Raw genomic sequence first — 15813 nt, forward strand, 5'->3', positions numbered from 1 at the left:
CCGTGCAGGAACGCTTCTGCCGGGGAGCGGAAAGTACCGGGCCCGGCCGGGGGCATCGCCCCCGGCCCGTCAGCGGGTCATTGCCGACCGCGTGCCACGTCGGCCGGGTCGGCCTCACTCACCGCTTCCGGCGTCGTCCCCGCCCACCGCGTGCCGGGACGGACTGTGCCGCTGCGGGTGCCGGGCTGCCCGGGCCGGGGCGGTCGGCCGAGACCACCAGGGCGGCGAGCGCGGTGGTGACCGGGACCGAGGCGACCAGACCGATCGAGCCCACCAGCGTGCGCACGATCTCCTCGGCCACCAGTTCGCTGTTGGCCACGGTCCCCACACCGCTCTGCGCGATCGAGAACAGCAGCAGCAACGGCAGCGCGGCGCCGGCGTAGGCGAGGACGAGGGTGTTGACCACGGAGGCGATGTGGTCGCGGCCGATGCGGATGCCCGCCCGGTACAGCCCGCGCCAGCCCATCGACGGATTGGCCTCGTGCAGCTCCCAGACGGCCGACGTCTGTGTCACGGTCACATCGTCGAGGACGCCGAGCGAGCCGATGATGACGCCGGCCAGCAGCAGACCGCTCATGTCGATCGACGGATACAGGCCGTGGATCAGGCCGGTGTTGTCGTCGGTGTTCCCGGTCAGGGAAGCCCAGCCGATGAACAGGGAACCGAGCAGGCCGATCAGCGACAGAGAGATCAGCGTGCCCAGCACCGCCACCGAGGTCCGGGCCGACAGGCCGTGGCACATGTAGAGGGCGATCAGCATGATGGCGCTCGCCCCGACCACGGCCACGAGCAGGGGATTCGAACCCTGAAGGACCGCGGGCAGGATGAACAGGGTCAGCACCAGGAAGCTCACGGCCAGTGCGACGAGCGCCATGACACCGCGCAGCCTGCCGACCACCACGACGGCGAGCGCGAAGATTCCCGCGAGCAGAGTCATGGGGAACTTCCGGTTCACATCGGTCACCGAGTACTGCAGGTCCTTCGGTGCCGAGGGCTCGTAGGCGACCACCACCTGTTCGCTCTGGTGCAACTGCCGGGGCTGGTCCGGCTGCACGATCTCGGTGAACGTACGGCCCTCGTCCTTGCCGGTGTCGACCCGGACGGTCGCCTTCTTGCAGGCTCCCTTCGCCTCCTGTTCCGCCGAGTTGCCCTCGGCGGTGGAGGTGTCACCGGTCGGGGTGTCACCGGAGGCGTTCACCGATGCGCAGCTCACCTCGACGACCTTGGTGACCGTGGCCTGCTGCGTCTCCCGGTCGAAGCCGACGCCGGTGCGCTTGTGCGGCGGGGCTCCCCCGGGCCAGAGCACCAGCAGGCCGACGACGACCGCCGCGGTGAACGGGACCAGGATCGCGGCGATGACCTTGCGCAGGTGCTTGGAAACGGGGGCGGCGGGACCGTGGCTATGACTGTGCCCATGCCCATGCCCATGCCCGTGGCCCTGCCTTTGTCCATGGCCGTGACCACCGCCGTCGTCGTCCCCGCCGGATCGCCGCTCCGGACTGTGCCCCTCGCCTCCGTCGAAGTCGGCCGCCCTCTGCTGGTGACCGGCCGCTGAGGGGGCATGAGGGTGCCCGCGGCTCTGCCCGGCCGCGCCGCTCGTCCGGGAGTCGTGGCCGTACAGGTCGCCGCCCGTAAGGCCGTCCTGGCCGTAGCCGCCGCCCTGCCCCGAGACGCCTGGGCGGCGCGGCTCGGGCGGTCGATACGGGTACTGCTCCATCCTGGTCACCGCCCGATCATCGCAAGAACGCTAGGGGGCCCACTGTTCACCGCGCCACATATGACGCTAGCGTGGAGGCACCTTTGCACACGCGGGAGCTCGGAGCACCGGGCTGAGAGGGCGCTGACCTCCGTAAGTGCGATGTTTCACGTGGAACAGGCGATGTTCCGCAGGAAACGTCGCCAGACGGAAATCGCTGCGTCGACCGCCGAACCTGTTACCGGGTAATGCCGGCGTAGGGAGTAGGTCTTATGACCAACAAGGACGCACGCACGCCTGCCTCTGTTCAGGACGACATGTCCCAGGAGGCCGGGAAGTCCATCGGCTGGCACAAGGCGTACGTCGAGGGCTCGCGCCCCGACCTGCGCGTGCCGGTCCGCCAGGTGCACCTCACCAACGGGCAGTCGGTCACGCTGTACGACACGTCGGGCCCATACACCGATCCACTCGTCGACACCGATGTCCGCAGGGGCCTTCCGCCGTTGCGGGAGAACTGGATCATCGCCCGCGGCGACACCGAGGAGTACGCGGGCCGTCCCGTACGTCCCGAGGACGACGGGATCAAGCACACCTCGCCGCGCGGCGGGCTGCGCAACCTGGACGCGGTCTTCCCTGGAAGGCCGCGCCAGCCGCGTCGGGGCCGCAGCGGCCAGGCGGTGACGCAGCTCGCGTACGCCCGCCGGGGCGAGATCACCCCGGAGATGGAGTACGTGGCCATTCGGGAGAACGTTTCCCCCGAGGTGGTCCGCGAGGAGATCGCGGCGGGTCGTGCGGTGCTGCCGGTCAACGTCAACCACCCGGAGATCGAGCCGATGATCATCGGCAAGCGGTTCCTGGTGAAGGTCAACGCCAACATCGGCAACTCCGCGGTGACCTCCTCCATCGAGGAGGAGGTGGAGAAGATGACCTGGGCGACCCGCTGGGGCGCCGACACGGTCATGGACCTCTCCACCGGCCGCAACATCCACACCACCCGCGAGTGGGTGCTGCGCAACTCCCCCGTCCCCATCGGCACGGTGCCGCTCTACCAGGCCCTTGAGAAGGTCGACGGCAAGGCCGAGGAGCTGACCTGGGAGATCTACAAGGACACGGTCATCGAGCAGGCAGAGCAGGGCGTGGACTACATGACCGTCCACGCGGGCGTGCGTCTGCCGTATGTGCCGCTCACCGCCAACCGTAAGACCGGCATCGTCTCGCGTGGCGGCTCGATCATGGCCGCGTGGTGCCTGGCGCACCACAAGGAATCGTTCCTGTACGAGAACTTCGAGGAACTCTGCGAGATCCTCGCAGCCTACGACGTCACATACTCGCTGGGCGACGGCCTCAGGCCGGGCTCGATCGCGGACGCCAACGACGAGGCGCAGTTCGCGGAGTTGCGCACGCTCGGGGAACTCAACCAGATCGCCAAGCGTTTCAATGTACAGACGATGATCGAGGGCCCCGGTCACGTCCCGATGCACAAGATCAAGGAGAACATCGACCTTCAGCAGGAGATCTGTGATGAAGCTCCGTTCTATACGCTCGGCCCGCTGACCACGGACATCGCGCCGGCGTACGACCACATCACCTCCGGCATCGGCGCCGCGATGATCGCCTGGTGGGGCACGGCGATGCTCTGCTACGTCACGCCCAAGGAACACCTGGGCCTGCCCAACCGGGACGACGTCAAGACCGGCGTCATCACCTACAAGATCGCCGCACACGCGGCCGACCTTGCCAAGGGACACCCGGGTGCCCAGGAGTGGGACGACGCGCTGTCCGACGCTCGCTTCGAGTTCCGGTGGGAGGACCAGTTCAACCTCGCCCTGGACCCGGACACGGCACGGGAGTTCCACGACGAGACCCTGCCGGCCGAGCCCGCCAAGACGGCCCACTTCTGTTCCATGTGCGGGCCGAAGTTCTGCAGCATGAAGATCTCGCAGGACATCCGTCGCGAACACGGCGGCAGTCGGACCGAGATCGAGGAGGGCATGGCCCTGAAGTCGAAGGAGTTCGCGGCGAGCGGGAACAGGGTGTACCTGCCGATCGCCGACTGAGCCGGACGGGCTGAACTCGCCGCGCCGGATCGCCTGTCGAGGCGGCCGGTGCGGTCGAGGAACGGTGGGATGGCGGCTGACCGGGGTGGGGGCACCACGCCGGTTGGCCGCTCGGTCCACCCGGTCGGGCCCCTGCTGTTCCGGGGCGCGAGCCGGGGCTGTTCAGCCCTGGATGCGGGGTTACTCGGGCTGGTGCTCCGGGCCGCCGAAGTCCGGGCTCGTGTAGTCCGGGCTGGTGAAGCTCGGGCGGTCGGAGTCGGTGCCGTCGCCGGGGCTGCTGAAGCCGGGACGGTCGTATCCCAGTCGGGGCATACGGCCGTTCGGGGCGGGCGGGGTGGTGCGGTGCAGGGCGGCCGGTCCGGGCTCGGCGAGTGCCTCCCGCAGGAACGGCAGGATGCCGCGCTCCAGCAGGGCGTCCCGCCAGGCCGCTCTGGCCTTGTCCAGTTCCCGGTGCGCAGCGTCCAGCGCCTGGGCCTGTGGCGAGTTGCCGTTGCGCAAGGCGGTGAGGAGCAGTCCGACGGCGGCGACGAGGATCGCGGCCGCGGTCACCGCGCCGAACACCCAGCCGGCGGTGAGCATGGTCTGAGCGAAGGCCTGACCGGGGCCCAGCGTCTTCAGGATGTAGCCGACGAGCAGGAAGATCGCCGCCGCGGTTCCCGAGAGGACGGGAGCGAGCACGGCGATGACCGCGATGGCGCCCGCGCCGGTGTTCTCGGCCGCATCGCCGAAGCTGGTGACAAGCCCGGCCGTGGCTGAACCCGGCTCCGTGGAACCGGAGTCTCCGGTGGCCGAGGTGGCCATCGCCGGGTGCCGCAGTTGCTCGCGGACCTTCACATAGTGCTGGTATTCGGCCGTAGCGGCGGCCGTGATCAAAGCGGAGGCGTTGAGCGCCATGGTGCGCAGCTGTTCGAGGTTGAGCCGCTGTCCGACAGCGGCCAGTTCCGGACGGTGTGGTGCGGAGCGCAGCGCCTCATCGAGGAGCCGCTCGAATTCCTGGCGGTCCTCGCTCTGCAGGTACTGCGGAACGCTGTTCATGTGCATCCCCCGATGCTCCGTAGGGCTTGGGGCTCGCACGCCGGCGAGCCGTCGGGCAGAAACGGAGGGGAGCCTGCTACGGATAAGCCGATGGTAGAGCCGTGACGGCACGCGGTGACAGGGGGTTGCCGGAAATTGCCCTCGCCTGCGTGAACTCCGCCGGGGGACGCCTGCCCACGGAACGTTCAGGTAGTCAGAGGGAGTTGCCGGACCAGTAGCTTTCCGGCCATGGTCACCCCGCCGTCCATCGCGATGGCGAGCCCGTCGGCGTAGATGTGCGGTCCCTCCACGACCGGGCCGGTCTCCTCCTCTCCGTCCTCGGAGCCGACCTCACCGAGGAGGTACGGAATCGGACTGTGGCCGTGAACGACGCGGGTGCCGCCGTACGTATCGAGAAGAGAGCGTACGGCGTCGGCGCCGCCCTCGTCGCGGAAGGAGAAGCGCTTGGTGAACTTGCGGAACAGATCCCAGCATTCGTCCGCGTCGTTGCGGGTGAGGGTCTCGCGGACGGTGTCATTGACCGCCTCGACGGAGTCGCCGTAGTCGAGATAGGCGGTGGTGTCCGAGTGCACGAGCAGATAGCCGTCGACCACCTCAAGGGCGTCGAGGCGGGCCATCCACTGCAGATGGTGGTCCTGGAGGCGGTCCATGTCGGTCTTCTGGCCGCCGTTGAGCAGCCAGGCCGCCTGGAAGGTGGCGGTGCCCGCGCCGGAGTTGACGGGGGTGTCGCCGAACCGTTTGGCGCCGAGCAGCAGCAGCTCGTGGTTGCCCATGAGGGCCTTGCAGTAGCCCCCGGCCGCCGCGGCCTCGGCGGACAGCCTCATCACGAGGTCGATGACGCCGATGCCGTCGGGTCCGCGGTCGGTGAAGTCGCCGAGGAACCACAGCCGGGCGGTGCCGGCGCACCACTGGCCCGAGGCGTCGATCAGCCCCTGCTCCTGGAGGGCGGTCACCAGTTCGTCGAGGTATCCGTGGACGTCTCCGACGACGAACAGCGGTCCGGGGCCGGTCGCCGGCTGCGAGGCCGGGGCGGCGGGCGCCGGTTCGACGGAGACCTGGAGGGTCGGCGTCCGGCTGACGACGGGAAGGTCGCGCTGGGTGGGCGTGTAGCCGTCGGGGCCCGTCTCGTCGGCGGGTGGCGCGGTGTCGCCCGGGTGGGCGGTGTGGACGTAGGGACCGGTCTCATGGACGTACGCCGGTACCCGGAAGTCGCGCAGCGTCGCCGTCCGCTCCACTTCGGGTCCCTGACCGGCCCCCTGAGTCATCAGACCCCTCCACCATCGCGCCGCATCTGCACCGCTTCGGACTGCCTGGTCGCAGCGGTCCACGGTGTCGTGGGCCCATCATAGGAATGAGCGTCGCGCCGTGTGATGACCCAGGGGCGGTGAATCGGAACAAGACTCCAGTTCACCGCGGCTTTCGCCCCGTTTGGGCAGGTGTTCGGCCGGCTCCGCGCCGACCGGACACCCGGCCCGACGATCGTCGGGCCGTCGTGCCTGCTCCATCGGCGGGTGCAGGCACGGGGTGATCGCCCGCTTTCTGGCGCTGTTTCCCGTCTCGGGGCTGCTCGTCCGCGCTACTTGTCGTCCGGCGTCCGAGGCGGGCTGACCGTCGTGCGCGGCAGGCGCCGCTGGGAGGAGGTGCGCACGATCAGCTCCGTCGGTATCACCTGCTCGACCGGCTGGTCCGACTCCACGCCCTCGATGGCGTCGATGAGCAGCTGGACCACCGCGGTGCCGATGCGGCGCGGTTTCAGGGAGAGCGTGGTGATGGGCGGCTCGGTGCTGGCGTACACCATGGACTCGCTGCAGCACACGAGCAGCAGGTCGTCGGGGACGCGCAGCCCGTAGCGCCGGGCGGCGGCCAGCAGGTCGGTGCCGTTGGGGTCGAACAGGCCGTAGACCGCGTCGGGACGGTCGGGCCGGGCGAGCAGCCGGTCGGCGGCGACGGCGCCCGCGCACGGGTCGTGCGCCGGGTAGGCCTCGTAGACCGGGTCCTGGCCGACCCGCTCGCACCAGTGCAGGTAGGCGGTGGTGGACAGGTGGGTGTACGTGTCCGTCGTCGTGCCGGTGAGCAGGCCGATGCGGCGGGCGCCGGCGTCGGCGAGGTGGTCGAGGATGCCGAGGACGGCGGCCTCGTGGTCGTTGTCGACCCACGCGGTGACCGGCAGCGAGCCGGCCGGGCGCCCGTCGGAGACGACCGGCAGCCCCTGCCGGACCAGCTCGCTGACCACCGGGTCCTGGTCGGACGGGTCGATGACGACCGTGCCGTCCAGGGCGACGTTGGACCACACGTCGTGGCGGGACGTCGCGGGCAGGATGACGAGGGCGTAGCCGCGGGCGAGCGCGGCCGAGGTGGCGGCCCGGGCCATCTCGGCGAAGTACGCGAACTCCGTGAAGGTGAAAGGTTCATCCCCGTAGGTCGTCACCGTCAGGCCGATCAGGCCCGACTTGCCGGTACGGAGGGTGCGGGCGGCGGCCGAGGGGCGGTACCCCAGCCGGTCGGCGACCTCGCGGACATGGCGCCGGGTGGCATCCGGGAGTCGGCCCTTGCCGTTGAGGGCGTCGGAGACGGTTGTGATGGAGACCCCGGCGGCGGCGGCCACGTCTCTGATGCCCGCCCGGCCCGGCCTACTGCCTCGACGTGAGGTTTCCGCGCGGCTCACCTGGTGCTTCCCTGCTGCTGTCATGGCGAGCCGATAGTAGGGCTCATGAGGTGGGGTAGTGCGGACGCATATGCACGCGTTGACAGGCACGTTTCTGCATGGTCAGTTTGGGTCAACCGCCTTAGAAATAGAGGGAGTTGACCGATCAATCGCCAGGACGTGACTTGTCAACGCGTATGGGCCTGCCAAGTGCCCGATGTTTCGAAGAGGTCTCAACTCACCTGCACGAGGGATGCGCGCCACGGCGTGAGCCACCGGCGCATAGATATATGTACGGCGCGCCCCTTGATACATACGCCTTCGTACGGTGATGCCCCCGATGGCGCCGAGTCGGACGTGGCTCGCGTATTGCAGGCCCTCCACCTGTACGCACCGGGGCCGAATCCTCATAAGGTGAGGAGCATTGGAAGCCGGCGGCGTCGACGGTCCGCCGGTGGTCGCGAGGAGGACTGCGGTGAGCGAGACGAGCCCCAAGCTGCGCGCCGAGCTGGAGGGTATTCCCACCTACAAGCCGGGCAAGCCCGCCGCGGCCGAAGGGCCGGTCGCCTACAAGCTGTCCTCCAACGAAAACCCGTATCCGCCGCTGCCCGGGGTGATGGAGAGCGTGACCGCGGCCGCTTCCAACTTCAACCGCTACCCGGACATGGCCTGCACGGGGCTCATGAACGAACTGTCGGAGCGCTTCGGCGTCCCGCTCTCCCACCTGGCCACCGGTACCGGCTCGGTCGGCGTCGCCCAGCAGCTCATCCAGGCCACCAGCGGTCCCGGCGACGAGGTGATCTACGCCTGGCGGTCCTTTGAGGCATACCCGATCATCACGCAGATCAGCGGCGCCCGGTCGGTGCAGGTGCCGCTCACGCCCGGCGATGTGCACGACCTGGACGCGATGGCGGACGCGATCACCGACCGGACGCGCCTGATCTTCGTCTGCAACCCCAACAACCCGACCGGCACGGTGGTGCGGCGGGCCGGGCTGGAGCGGTTCATCGACCGGGTTCCCGGCGATGTCCTGGTCGTGCTGGACGAGGCCTACCGCGAATTCATCCGCGACCCCGAGGTGCCCGACGGCGTAGAGCTGTACCGGAACCGGCCCAACGTCTGTGTCCTGCGCACCTTCTCCAAGGCCTATGGGCTCGCGGGGCTGCGCGTCGGTTTCGCGATCGCCCATGAGCCTGTCGCGGCCGCGCTGCGCAAGACGGCGGTGCCCTTCGGCGTCAGCCAGCTCGCGCAGGAAGCGGCGATCGCCTCGCTGCGGGCCGAGGACGAGTTGCTCGGCCGGGTCGGTTCGCTGGTGTGCGAGCGGGCGCGCGTGGTCGACGCGCTGCGCGCCCAGGGCTGGAAGGTGCCGGAGACGCAGGCGAACTTCGTCTGGCTGCGGCTGGGGGAGCGTACGGTCGCGTTCGCTCAGACCTGCGAGCAGCACGGTGTGGTGGTCCGGCCGTTCCCGGGCGAGGGTGTGCGGGTGACGGTCGGAGAGACCGAGGCGAACGACATCTTCCTGAAGGTGACAGAGGCGTTCCGCAAGGAGCTCTAGCGCAGCGGCGGTTTTACTCGCCGATCAGTTCCACACGGACGGGGTCGCCGTCGCGGACGGTCGCCAGTGTCCGGGCGTCTCCGTCGAGGCGCCCCAGGATGTTGCACGGGCTCGCGAGGCGGCATTCGTCGCCTCGCGAGATCGGCGTGGGGCCGTAGGGGAGGGCGAGCGCGTTGCCGTCCGTCCAGAAGGCAACCGTGCCCGGTTCCACGACCTGCCGGGCGTCCGTTTCACGTGAAACGGCAACACCTGTGTCGAAATAGACCTCCTCGCCCCATGTGTAGGCAGTGGAGGTGAGCGGCAGTGCCTTGGTGAGGGCCTGGGTGGTCGGTGTGTCTGCGTCGAGGGTCGCGGTGATGTTTCCCGCGGGCCAGGAGATACATATCTGCATGCCGCGCAATTCAACAATATGTTGAAGTCGCTGCCAAGGTCTTGACGGGAAGGCGGAGGGGGGACCCCCCGTCGGTTGCCGAAAATCAGTGCGTCATAATGGCTTGTGAATGTGAACGCGTTCACAAGCGCGTCCCGATTGCCCTGTATGAGCGACATGAACGGGGCAAACCGCCGCTGTACCACGCCGGTAAGGAGAGTGACGACGTGGACCTGGCTTTGGCGCCGGAGACACTGGCGCGCTGGCAGTTCGGCATCACCACCGTCTACCACTTCCTGTTCGTCCCGCTGACCATCTCCCTGGCCGCCCTCACGGCCGGGCTGCAGACGGCCTGGGTGCGCACGGAGAAGGAGAAGTACCTCAGGGCGACGAAGTTCTGGGGCAAGCTCTTCCTGATCAACATCGCCATGGGCGTGGTCACGGGCATCGTCCAGGAGTTCCAGTTCGGCATGAACTGGTCCGACTACTCGCGGTTCGTCGGCGACATCTTCGGTGCCCCGCTCGCCTTCGAGGCGCTGATCGCGTTCTTCTTCGAGTCCACCTTCATCGGACTGTGGATCTTCGGCTGGGACAAGCTGCCCAAGAAGATCCATCTGGCCTGCATCTGGATGGTCTCGATCGGCACGATCCTGTCGGCGTACTTCATCCTCGCGGCCAACTCCTGGATGCAGCACCCGGTCGGATACAAGATCGACAAGGCGAAGGGCCGGGCCGAGCTGACCGACTTCTGGGCCGTACTGACCCAGAACACCGCACTCAGCCAGGCCTTCCACACCCTGTCCGCGGCGTTCCTGACCGGTGGTGCCTTCATGGTGGGCATCGCCGCCTACCATCTGGCCCGCAAGAAGCACATCCGCGAGATGAAGACCTCGCTACGGCTCGGCCTGGTCACGGTGGTCATCGCCGGCCTGCTCACCGCGATCAGCGGTGACACCCTCGGCAAGGTCATGTTCAAGCAGCAGCCCATGAAGATGGCGGCCGCCGAAGCGCTGTGGGACGGGCAGAAGCCGGCACCTTTCTCGATCTTCGCCTACGGCGATGTGGAGAAGGGCCACAACACCGTGGCCATCGAGATACCCGGTCTGCTGTCCTTCCTCGCCGACGACGACTTCACCTCGTACGTCCCCGGCATCAACGACGTCAACAAGGCCGAGCAGCAGAAGTTCGGCCCGGGTGACTACCGGCCCAACATCCCGGTCGCCTTCTGGGGCTTCCGCTGGATGATCGGCTTCGGCATGTTCTCCTTCGCCATCGGGCTGGCCGGACTGTGGCTGACCCGGAAGAAGTTCATGCTGCCGAAGCATCTGCGGGTCGGCGAGGACGAGGTGCCGCATCTGGTGCTGTTCAAGAACAAGGCGCTCAGCCCGAAGCTCACGCCCTGGTACTGGCGCATCGCGACCTGGACCCTGGCCTTCCCGCTGATCGCCAACTCCTGGGGCTGGATCTTCACCGAGATGGGCCGCCAGCCGTGGGTCGTCTACGGCGTCCTGCAGACCCGGCACGCGGTCTCCCCCGGTGTCTCCCAGGGCGAGGTCCTCACCTCGATGATCGTCTTCACCTCGCTGTACGCGATCCTCGCCGTGGTCGAGGTCAAGCTGCTCGCGAAGTACGTCAAGGCCGGCCCGCCCGAGCTGACCGAGGCCGACCTCAATCCGCCCACGAAGATCGGCGGCGACACCCGTGACGCCGACAAGCCGATGGCCTTCTCGTACTAGGCCGGGGGAACAGTCATGCAACTTCACGACGTCTGGTTCGTCCTGATCGCCGTCCTGTGGACCGGCTACTTCTTCCTGGAGGGCTTCGACTTCGGGGTCGGCATCCTCACCAAACTGCTGGCCCGCAACCGGCCGGAGCGGCGGGTGCTGATCAACACCATCGGGCCCGTCTGGGACGGCAACGAGGTGTGGCTGCTCACGGCCGGCGGCGCGACCTTCGCCGCGTTCCCGGAGTGGTACGCCACTCTCTTCTCCGGCTTCTATCTGCCGCTGCTGGTCATCCTGGTCTGTCTGATCATCCGAGGCGTCGCCTTCGAGTACCGCGCGAAGCGACCCGAGGAGGACTGGCAGCGCAACTGGGAGACGGCGATCTTCTGGACCTCGCTGATCCCGGCGTTCCTGTGGGGCGTGGCCTTCGGGAACATCGTGCGGGGCGTCAAGATTGACCAGCACTTCGAGTACGTCGGCAGCCTCGGGGACCTGTTCAACCCCTACGCCCTGCTCGGCGGTCTGGTGACGCTCACGCTGTTCACCTTCCACGGAGCGGTCTTCACCGCGCTCAAGACCGTGGGCGACATCCGGGTGCGGGCACGGAAGCTGGCCCTGTGGGTCGGTCTGGTCACGGCCGTCGTGGCGCTCGGATTCCTGCTGTGGACGCAGGCCCACAGCGGTAACGGCAAGAGCCTGGTGGCCTTGCTCGTGGCGGTCGTCGCCCTGGTGGCCGCTCTGGTGGCCAATCAACTCGGGCGTGAGGGTTGGGCGTTCGCGCTCTCGGGTGTCACCATCGTGGCTTCTGTGGCGATGCTCTTCCTGTCGCTTTTCCCGAATGTCATGCCGTCCACGCTCAACGGGGACTGGAGCCTGACGGTCACCAACGCCTCGTCGAGCCCGTACACCCTGAAGATCATGACGTGGCTGGCTGCCATCGCCACGCCCCTGGTGGTGCTCTATCAGGGCTGGACCTACTGGGTGTTCCGCAAGCGGATCGGCACGCAGCACATCGCTCCCGATGCTGCGGCCGGCGCCGCTCACTGAGTCCGCCGAGGGTGTGTTTCACGTGAAACACACCCTCTGGACCGAAGGGCACGTTTCACGTGAAACCAATCGATCCACGCCTGCTGAAGTACGCCCGCGCCACCCGTCTCTTCCTCGTGGCGGTCGTCGGCTTGGGTGCCGTCGGTGCGGGGCTGGTCATCGCCCAGGCGATGCTCATCGCCGAGGTCGTCGTCGGTGCTTTCCAGCATGGGCAGTCCGTCGCTGAACTGCGCACCCCCCTGCTGCAGTTGGCGGCCGTTGCCGTCGGTCGGTCAGTCGTCGCCTGGCTCACCGAGCTCGCCGCCCACCGGGCGAGCGCGGCGGTGAAGTCCGAATTGCGGGGACGGCTTCTCGACCGGGCGGCGGCGCTGGGTCCCGGGTGGCTGGCCGGGCAGCGCACAGGTTCACTGGTCACTCTGGCCACGCGTGGGGTCGATGCCCTCGACGACTACTTCTCGCGCTATCTGCCTCAGCTGGGGCTCGCGGTGGTCGTGCCGGTGGCGGTGCTGGCGCGGATCGTCACCGAGGACTGGGTGTCGGCGGCGATCATCGTCGGCACCCTGCCCCTCATCCCGCTCTTCATGATGCTGATCGGCTGGGCCACCCAGTCCCGGATGGACCGCCAGTGGCGGCTGCTGTCCCGACTGTCCGGGCATTTCCTGGATGTGGTCGCGGGACTGCCCACGCTGAAGGTCTTCGGCCGGGCCAAGGCGCAGGCCGAGTCCATCCGCCGGATCACCGGCGAGTACCGGCGGGCCACCCTGCGGACCCTGCGGATCGCCTTTCTCTCCTCCTTCGCACTGGAGTTGCTCGCCACGCTGTCGGTCGCCCTGGTCGCGGTGACGATCGGAATGCGGCTCGTGCGCGGTGACATGGATCTGTACACCGGTCTGGTGATCCTGGTGCTGGCGCCCGAGGCGTATCTGCCGTTGCGTCAGGTAGGTGCGCAGTACCACGCGGCCGCCGAGGGGCTTGCCGCCGCGGAGGAGATCTTCACCGTGCTGCAGACGCCGGTTCCGGCGTGCGGTTCCGGTGCCGTGCCCGCGGGTGCGGTGGCTTTCGACGGGGTCACCGTCCGCTATCCCGGCCGGTCCACGGATGCCGTGACGGAGACGTCGTTCACCGTCGAGCCCGGTGAGACGGTCGCGCTCGTCGGGCCGAGCGGGGTGGGCAAGTCGACGCTGGTGAACGTGCTGCTCGGATTTGTCGCGCCCACCGAGGGGCGGGTGCGGATCGGGGGAGTGGATCTTGCCGGCCTCGATGTGGAGGAATGGCGGTCGCGGATCGCGTGGGTGCCGCAGCGGCCGCATCTGTATGCCGGGACCATCGCGGAGAATGTGCGGTTGGCGCGGCCCGACGCGGACGATGTCGCCGTACGGCGGGCGCTGCGGGATGCCGGGGCGCTGGAGTTCGTGGATGCGCTGCCCGAGGGGGCCGAGACCGTGCTCGGGGAGGACGGGGCCGGGCTGTCGGCGGGGCAGCGGCAGCGGTTGGCTCTTGCGCGGGCGTTTCTCGCGGACCGGCCTGTGCTGGTGCTGGATGAGCCGACGGCGGGGTTGGACGGGGCGACCGAGGCGGAGGTCGTGGCTGCGGTGGGGAGGCTTGCGGCGGGTCGTACGGTGCTGTTGGTGGTGCACCGGCCGGCGTTGCTGGAGGTTGCGGACCGGGTGGTGCGGCTGGACAGCGCGGAGCCTTTGGCCGACCGGGGCTGCAGCCGGCCCGCCAGAAGGCTCCACCCCCTGGCCCCCCGGCCTCGCCCACTCGCCACCCGACTCGCTGGGCTGGATGGTGGCCGTGCGGGGCTGAGCCCGGCGGGGCAGGCCTCGGCTGGGTCTCGACTCGGTGAGCTGGGGAGCGGTGCCGTAGGGCAGGGCCAGGGTGGCGGTTCGGGGCGTCGTTTCGGGCGGTCCGCCGGTGTGCTTGCGCGAGTTCGGGGGCTCGCTGGGCCTTGGCGGGGGCGGCTGTTGTTGGCGTTGGTGCTCGGGAGTCTGGCGCTTGGTAGTGCCGTGGGGCTCATGGCGACGTCCGGGTGGCTTATTTCGCGGGCCTCGCAGCAGCCTCCTGTGCTGTATTTGATGGTCGCCGTGACGGCCACGCGCGCCTTCGGGATCGGGCGGGCCGTATTCCGGTATGCCGAGCGGCTGGTGTCGCATGACGCGGTGCTGCGGATGCTGGCGGACACCCGGGTCGCCGTGTACCGGCGGCTTGAGCGGCTCGCGCCCGCCGGGCTGCGGAGCGCCCGGCGCGGTGATCTGCTCACCCGGCTGGTCGCGGACGTGGACGAGCTCCAGGACTACTGGCTGCGCTGGCTGCTGCCGGCGTCGGTCGCCGTGGCCGTCTCGGCCGCCTCCGTCGGCTTCACGGCCTGGCTGCTGCCCGAGGCCGGTGCCGTCCTCGCGGCGGGCCTCGTGGCGGCCGGTGTCGGCGTTCCGCTCGTCACCGCGACCGTGGCCCGGCGGACCGAGCGACGGCTGGCCCCCGCCCGGGGTGCCCTCGCCACCCGGGTCACCGACCTGCTCACCGGCACCGCGGAGCTGACCGTCGCCGGTGCGCTGCCCGCCCGTACGGACGCGGCCCGGCAAGCCGACGGCGCACTGACCCGGATCGCCTCGCGGGCCGCCGCCGTGACGGCGCTGGGTGACGGGCTCACCGCACTGATCTCCGGGCTGACCGTCACGGCGACCGCACTGCTCGGCGCCCAGGCGGTGGCTGCGGGCCGGCTAGGTGGCGTGGCGATGGCCGTGGTCGTCCTCACTCCGCTGGCCGCCTTCGAGGCCGTACTGGGAATGCCGCTCGCCGTGCGCCACCGGCAGCGGGTGCGGCGGAGCGCGGAGCGTGTCTACGAGGTGGTCGACGCTGCGGAGCCCGTGCGCGAGCCCGAGCGGCCCCGGCAGGCGCCCGCCTCGCCGTTCCCCGTGGTGGTCAAGGGGCTGGCCGCGCGGTACGAGGGGCAGCAGCGGGAGGCGTTGGCCGCCTTCGATCTCACCCTGCGGGAGGGGCGGAGGATCGCGGTGGTGGGTGCGTCCGGTTCCGGCAAGACGACCCTCGCCCAGGTGCTGCTGCGCTTCCTCGACCCGCAAGAGGGCGCGTACACGCTCGCAGGTGTGGACGCGTACGCGCTGGCCGGTGACGACATACGGCGGCTCGTCGGACTGTGTGCGCAGGACGCGCATCTCTTCGACAGCTCGGTGCGCGAGAACCTGCTGCTGGCCCGGAAGGACGCCACCGAGGCCGATCTGCGCCGGGCGCTGGCGCGGGTCCGTCTGCTGGACTGGGTGGACGTGCTGCCCGACGGCCTGGACACGCTCGTCGGCGAGCACGGGGCGCGGCTGTCCGGAGGGCAGCGGCAGCGGCTGGCGCTGGCTCGGGCGCTGCTGGCCGACTTCCCCGTCCTGGTCCTCGACGAGCCCGCCGAGCACCTGGACCTGCCGACGGCCGACGCGCTGACCGCCGATCTGCTGGCCGCCACGGAGGGCCGTACGACGCTGCTGATCACCCACCGGCTGGCCGGGCTGGAGGCGGTGGACGAGGTGATCGTGCTCGACGCCGGGCGAGCGGTGCAGCGGGGCACCTACGCGGAGCTTCTCGCGGTGGACGGGCCCCTGCGGGCGCTGGCGCTGCGGGAGGCGGAGGTGGAGTCACTGGTGGGGGCGGTCTGACGGGCGCTCCCGTGCCAACCCGGTGC

The 15813-nt window shown here is 69.4% G+C and carries 10 protein-coding genes; 5 read left to right on the forward strand and 5 right to left on the reverse strand.

From position 1 onward, the window contains the following. Window positions 1–118: 118 nt before the first annotated feature. The gene (locus tag M878_RS70295; protein ID WP_031225380.1) at window positions 119–1726 is read right to left on the reverse strand and encodes a YibE/F family protein; all 1608 of its coding nucleotides are present in this window, start codon (window positions 1724–1726) and stop codon (window positions 119–121) included. A gap of 242 nt (window positions 1727–1968) precedes the next feature. On the opposite strand from M878_RS70295, the gene thiC reads away from it, so the two are divergent. Continuing rightward, a complete protein-coding gene (thiC, locus tag M878_RS70300) occupies window positions 1969–3753 on the forward strand; it encodes a phosphomethylpyrimidine synthase ThiC (RefSeq protein WP_023548682.1) in 1785 nt (594 codons plus the stop codon). A gap of 180 nt (window positions 3754–3933) precedes the next feature. Here the strand turns inward: thiC and M878_RS70305 are convergent, their stop codons facing one another. The 3 genes from M878_RS70305 to M878_RS70315 all read right to left on the reverse strand — a co-directional run bounded on the left by M878_RS70305 (window position 3934) and on the right by M878_RS70315 (window position 7477). After that, on the reverse strand, window positions 3934–4794 hold the full coding sequence (locus tag M878_RS70305) for a membrane protein (RefSeq protein ID WP_023548683.1): 861 nt from the start codon (window positions 4792–4794) through the stop codon (window positions 3934–3936). A gap of 179 nt (window positions 4795–4973) precedes the next feature. Further along, window positions 4974–6053 carry a metallophosphoesterase gene (locus M878_RS70310; RefSeq protein WP_031225381.1) on the reverse strand — a complete coding sequence of 360 codons (1080 nt, stop codon included), beginning with the start codon at window positions 6051–6053 and terminating at the stop codon, window positions 4974–4976. Window positions 6054–6364: 311 nt separating this feature from the next. Beyond that, the gene (locus M878_RS70315) at window positions 6365–7477 is read right to left on the reverse strand and encodes a LacI family DNA-binding transcriptional regulator (protein ID WP_076089901.1); all 1113 of its coding nucleotides are present in this window, start codon (window positions 7475–7477) and stop codon (window positions 6365–6367) included. Window positions 7478–7907: 430 nt separating this feature from the next. On the opposite strand from M878_RS70315, the gene hisC reads away from it, so the two are divergent. Further along, on the forward strand, window positions 7908–8987 hold the full coding sequence (gene hisC, locus M878_RS70320) for a histidinol-phosphate transaminase (RefSeq protein ID WP_023548689.1): 1080 nt from the start codon (window positions 7908–7910) through the stop codon (window positions 8985–8987). Window positions 8988–9000: 13 nt separating this feature from the next. Here the strand turns inward: hisC and M878_RS70325 are convergent, their stop codons facing one another. Beyond that, entirely contained in the window at window positions 9001–9378 is a 378-nt protein-coding gene (locus M878_RS70325) for a cyclophilin-like fold protein (RefSeq protein WP_023548691.1), read from the reverse strand. A gap of 206 nt (window positions 9379–9584) precedes the next feature. Between M878_RS70325 and M878_RS70330 the strand changes: the two genes are divergently transcribed. Genes M878_RS70330 through cydD form a run of 3 tightly spaced genes read left to right on the forward strand, consistent with a single transcriptional unit; the run spans window position 9585 to window position 15787 of the window. Beyond that, window positions 9585–11093 carry a cytochrome ubiquinol oxidase subunit I gene (locus M878_RS70330; protein ID WP_023548693.1) on the forward strand — a complete coding sequence of 503 codons (1509 nt, stop codon included), beginning with the start codon at window positions 9585–9587 and terminating at the stop codon, window positions 11091–11093. 15 nt (window positions 11094–11108) lie between these two features. Beyond that, a complete protein-coding gene (gene cydB, locus M878_RS70335; RefSeq protein ID WP_023548695.1) occupies window positions 11109–12128 on the forward strand; it encodes a cytochrome d ubiquinol oxidase subunit II in 1020 nt (339 codons plus the stop codon). 59 nt (window positions 12129–12187) lie between these two features. Further along, window positions 12188–15787 carry a thiol reductant ABC exporter subunit CydD gene (cydD, locus tag M878_RS70340; protein ID WP_023548697.1) on the forward strand — a complete coding sequence of 1200 codons (3600 nt, stop codon included), beginning with the start codon at window positions 12188–12190 and terminating at the stop codon, window positions 15785–15787. Window positions 15788–15813: the final 26 nt, after the last annotated feature.

Source organism: Streptomyces roseochromogenus subsp. oscitans DS 12.976, assembly GCF_000497445.1.
Classification (GTDB): Bacteria; Actinomycetota; Actinomycetes; order Streptomycetales; family Streptomycetaceae; genus Streptomyces; species Streptomyces oscitans.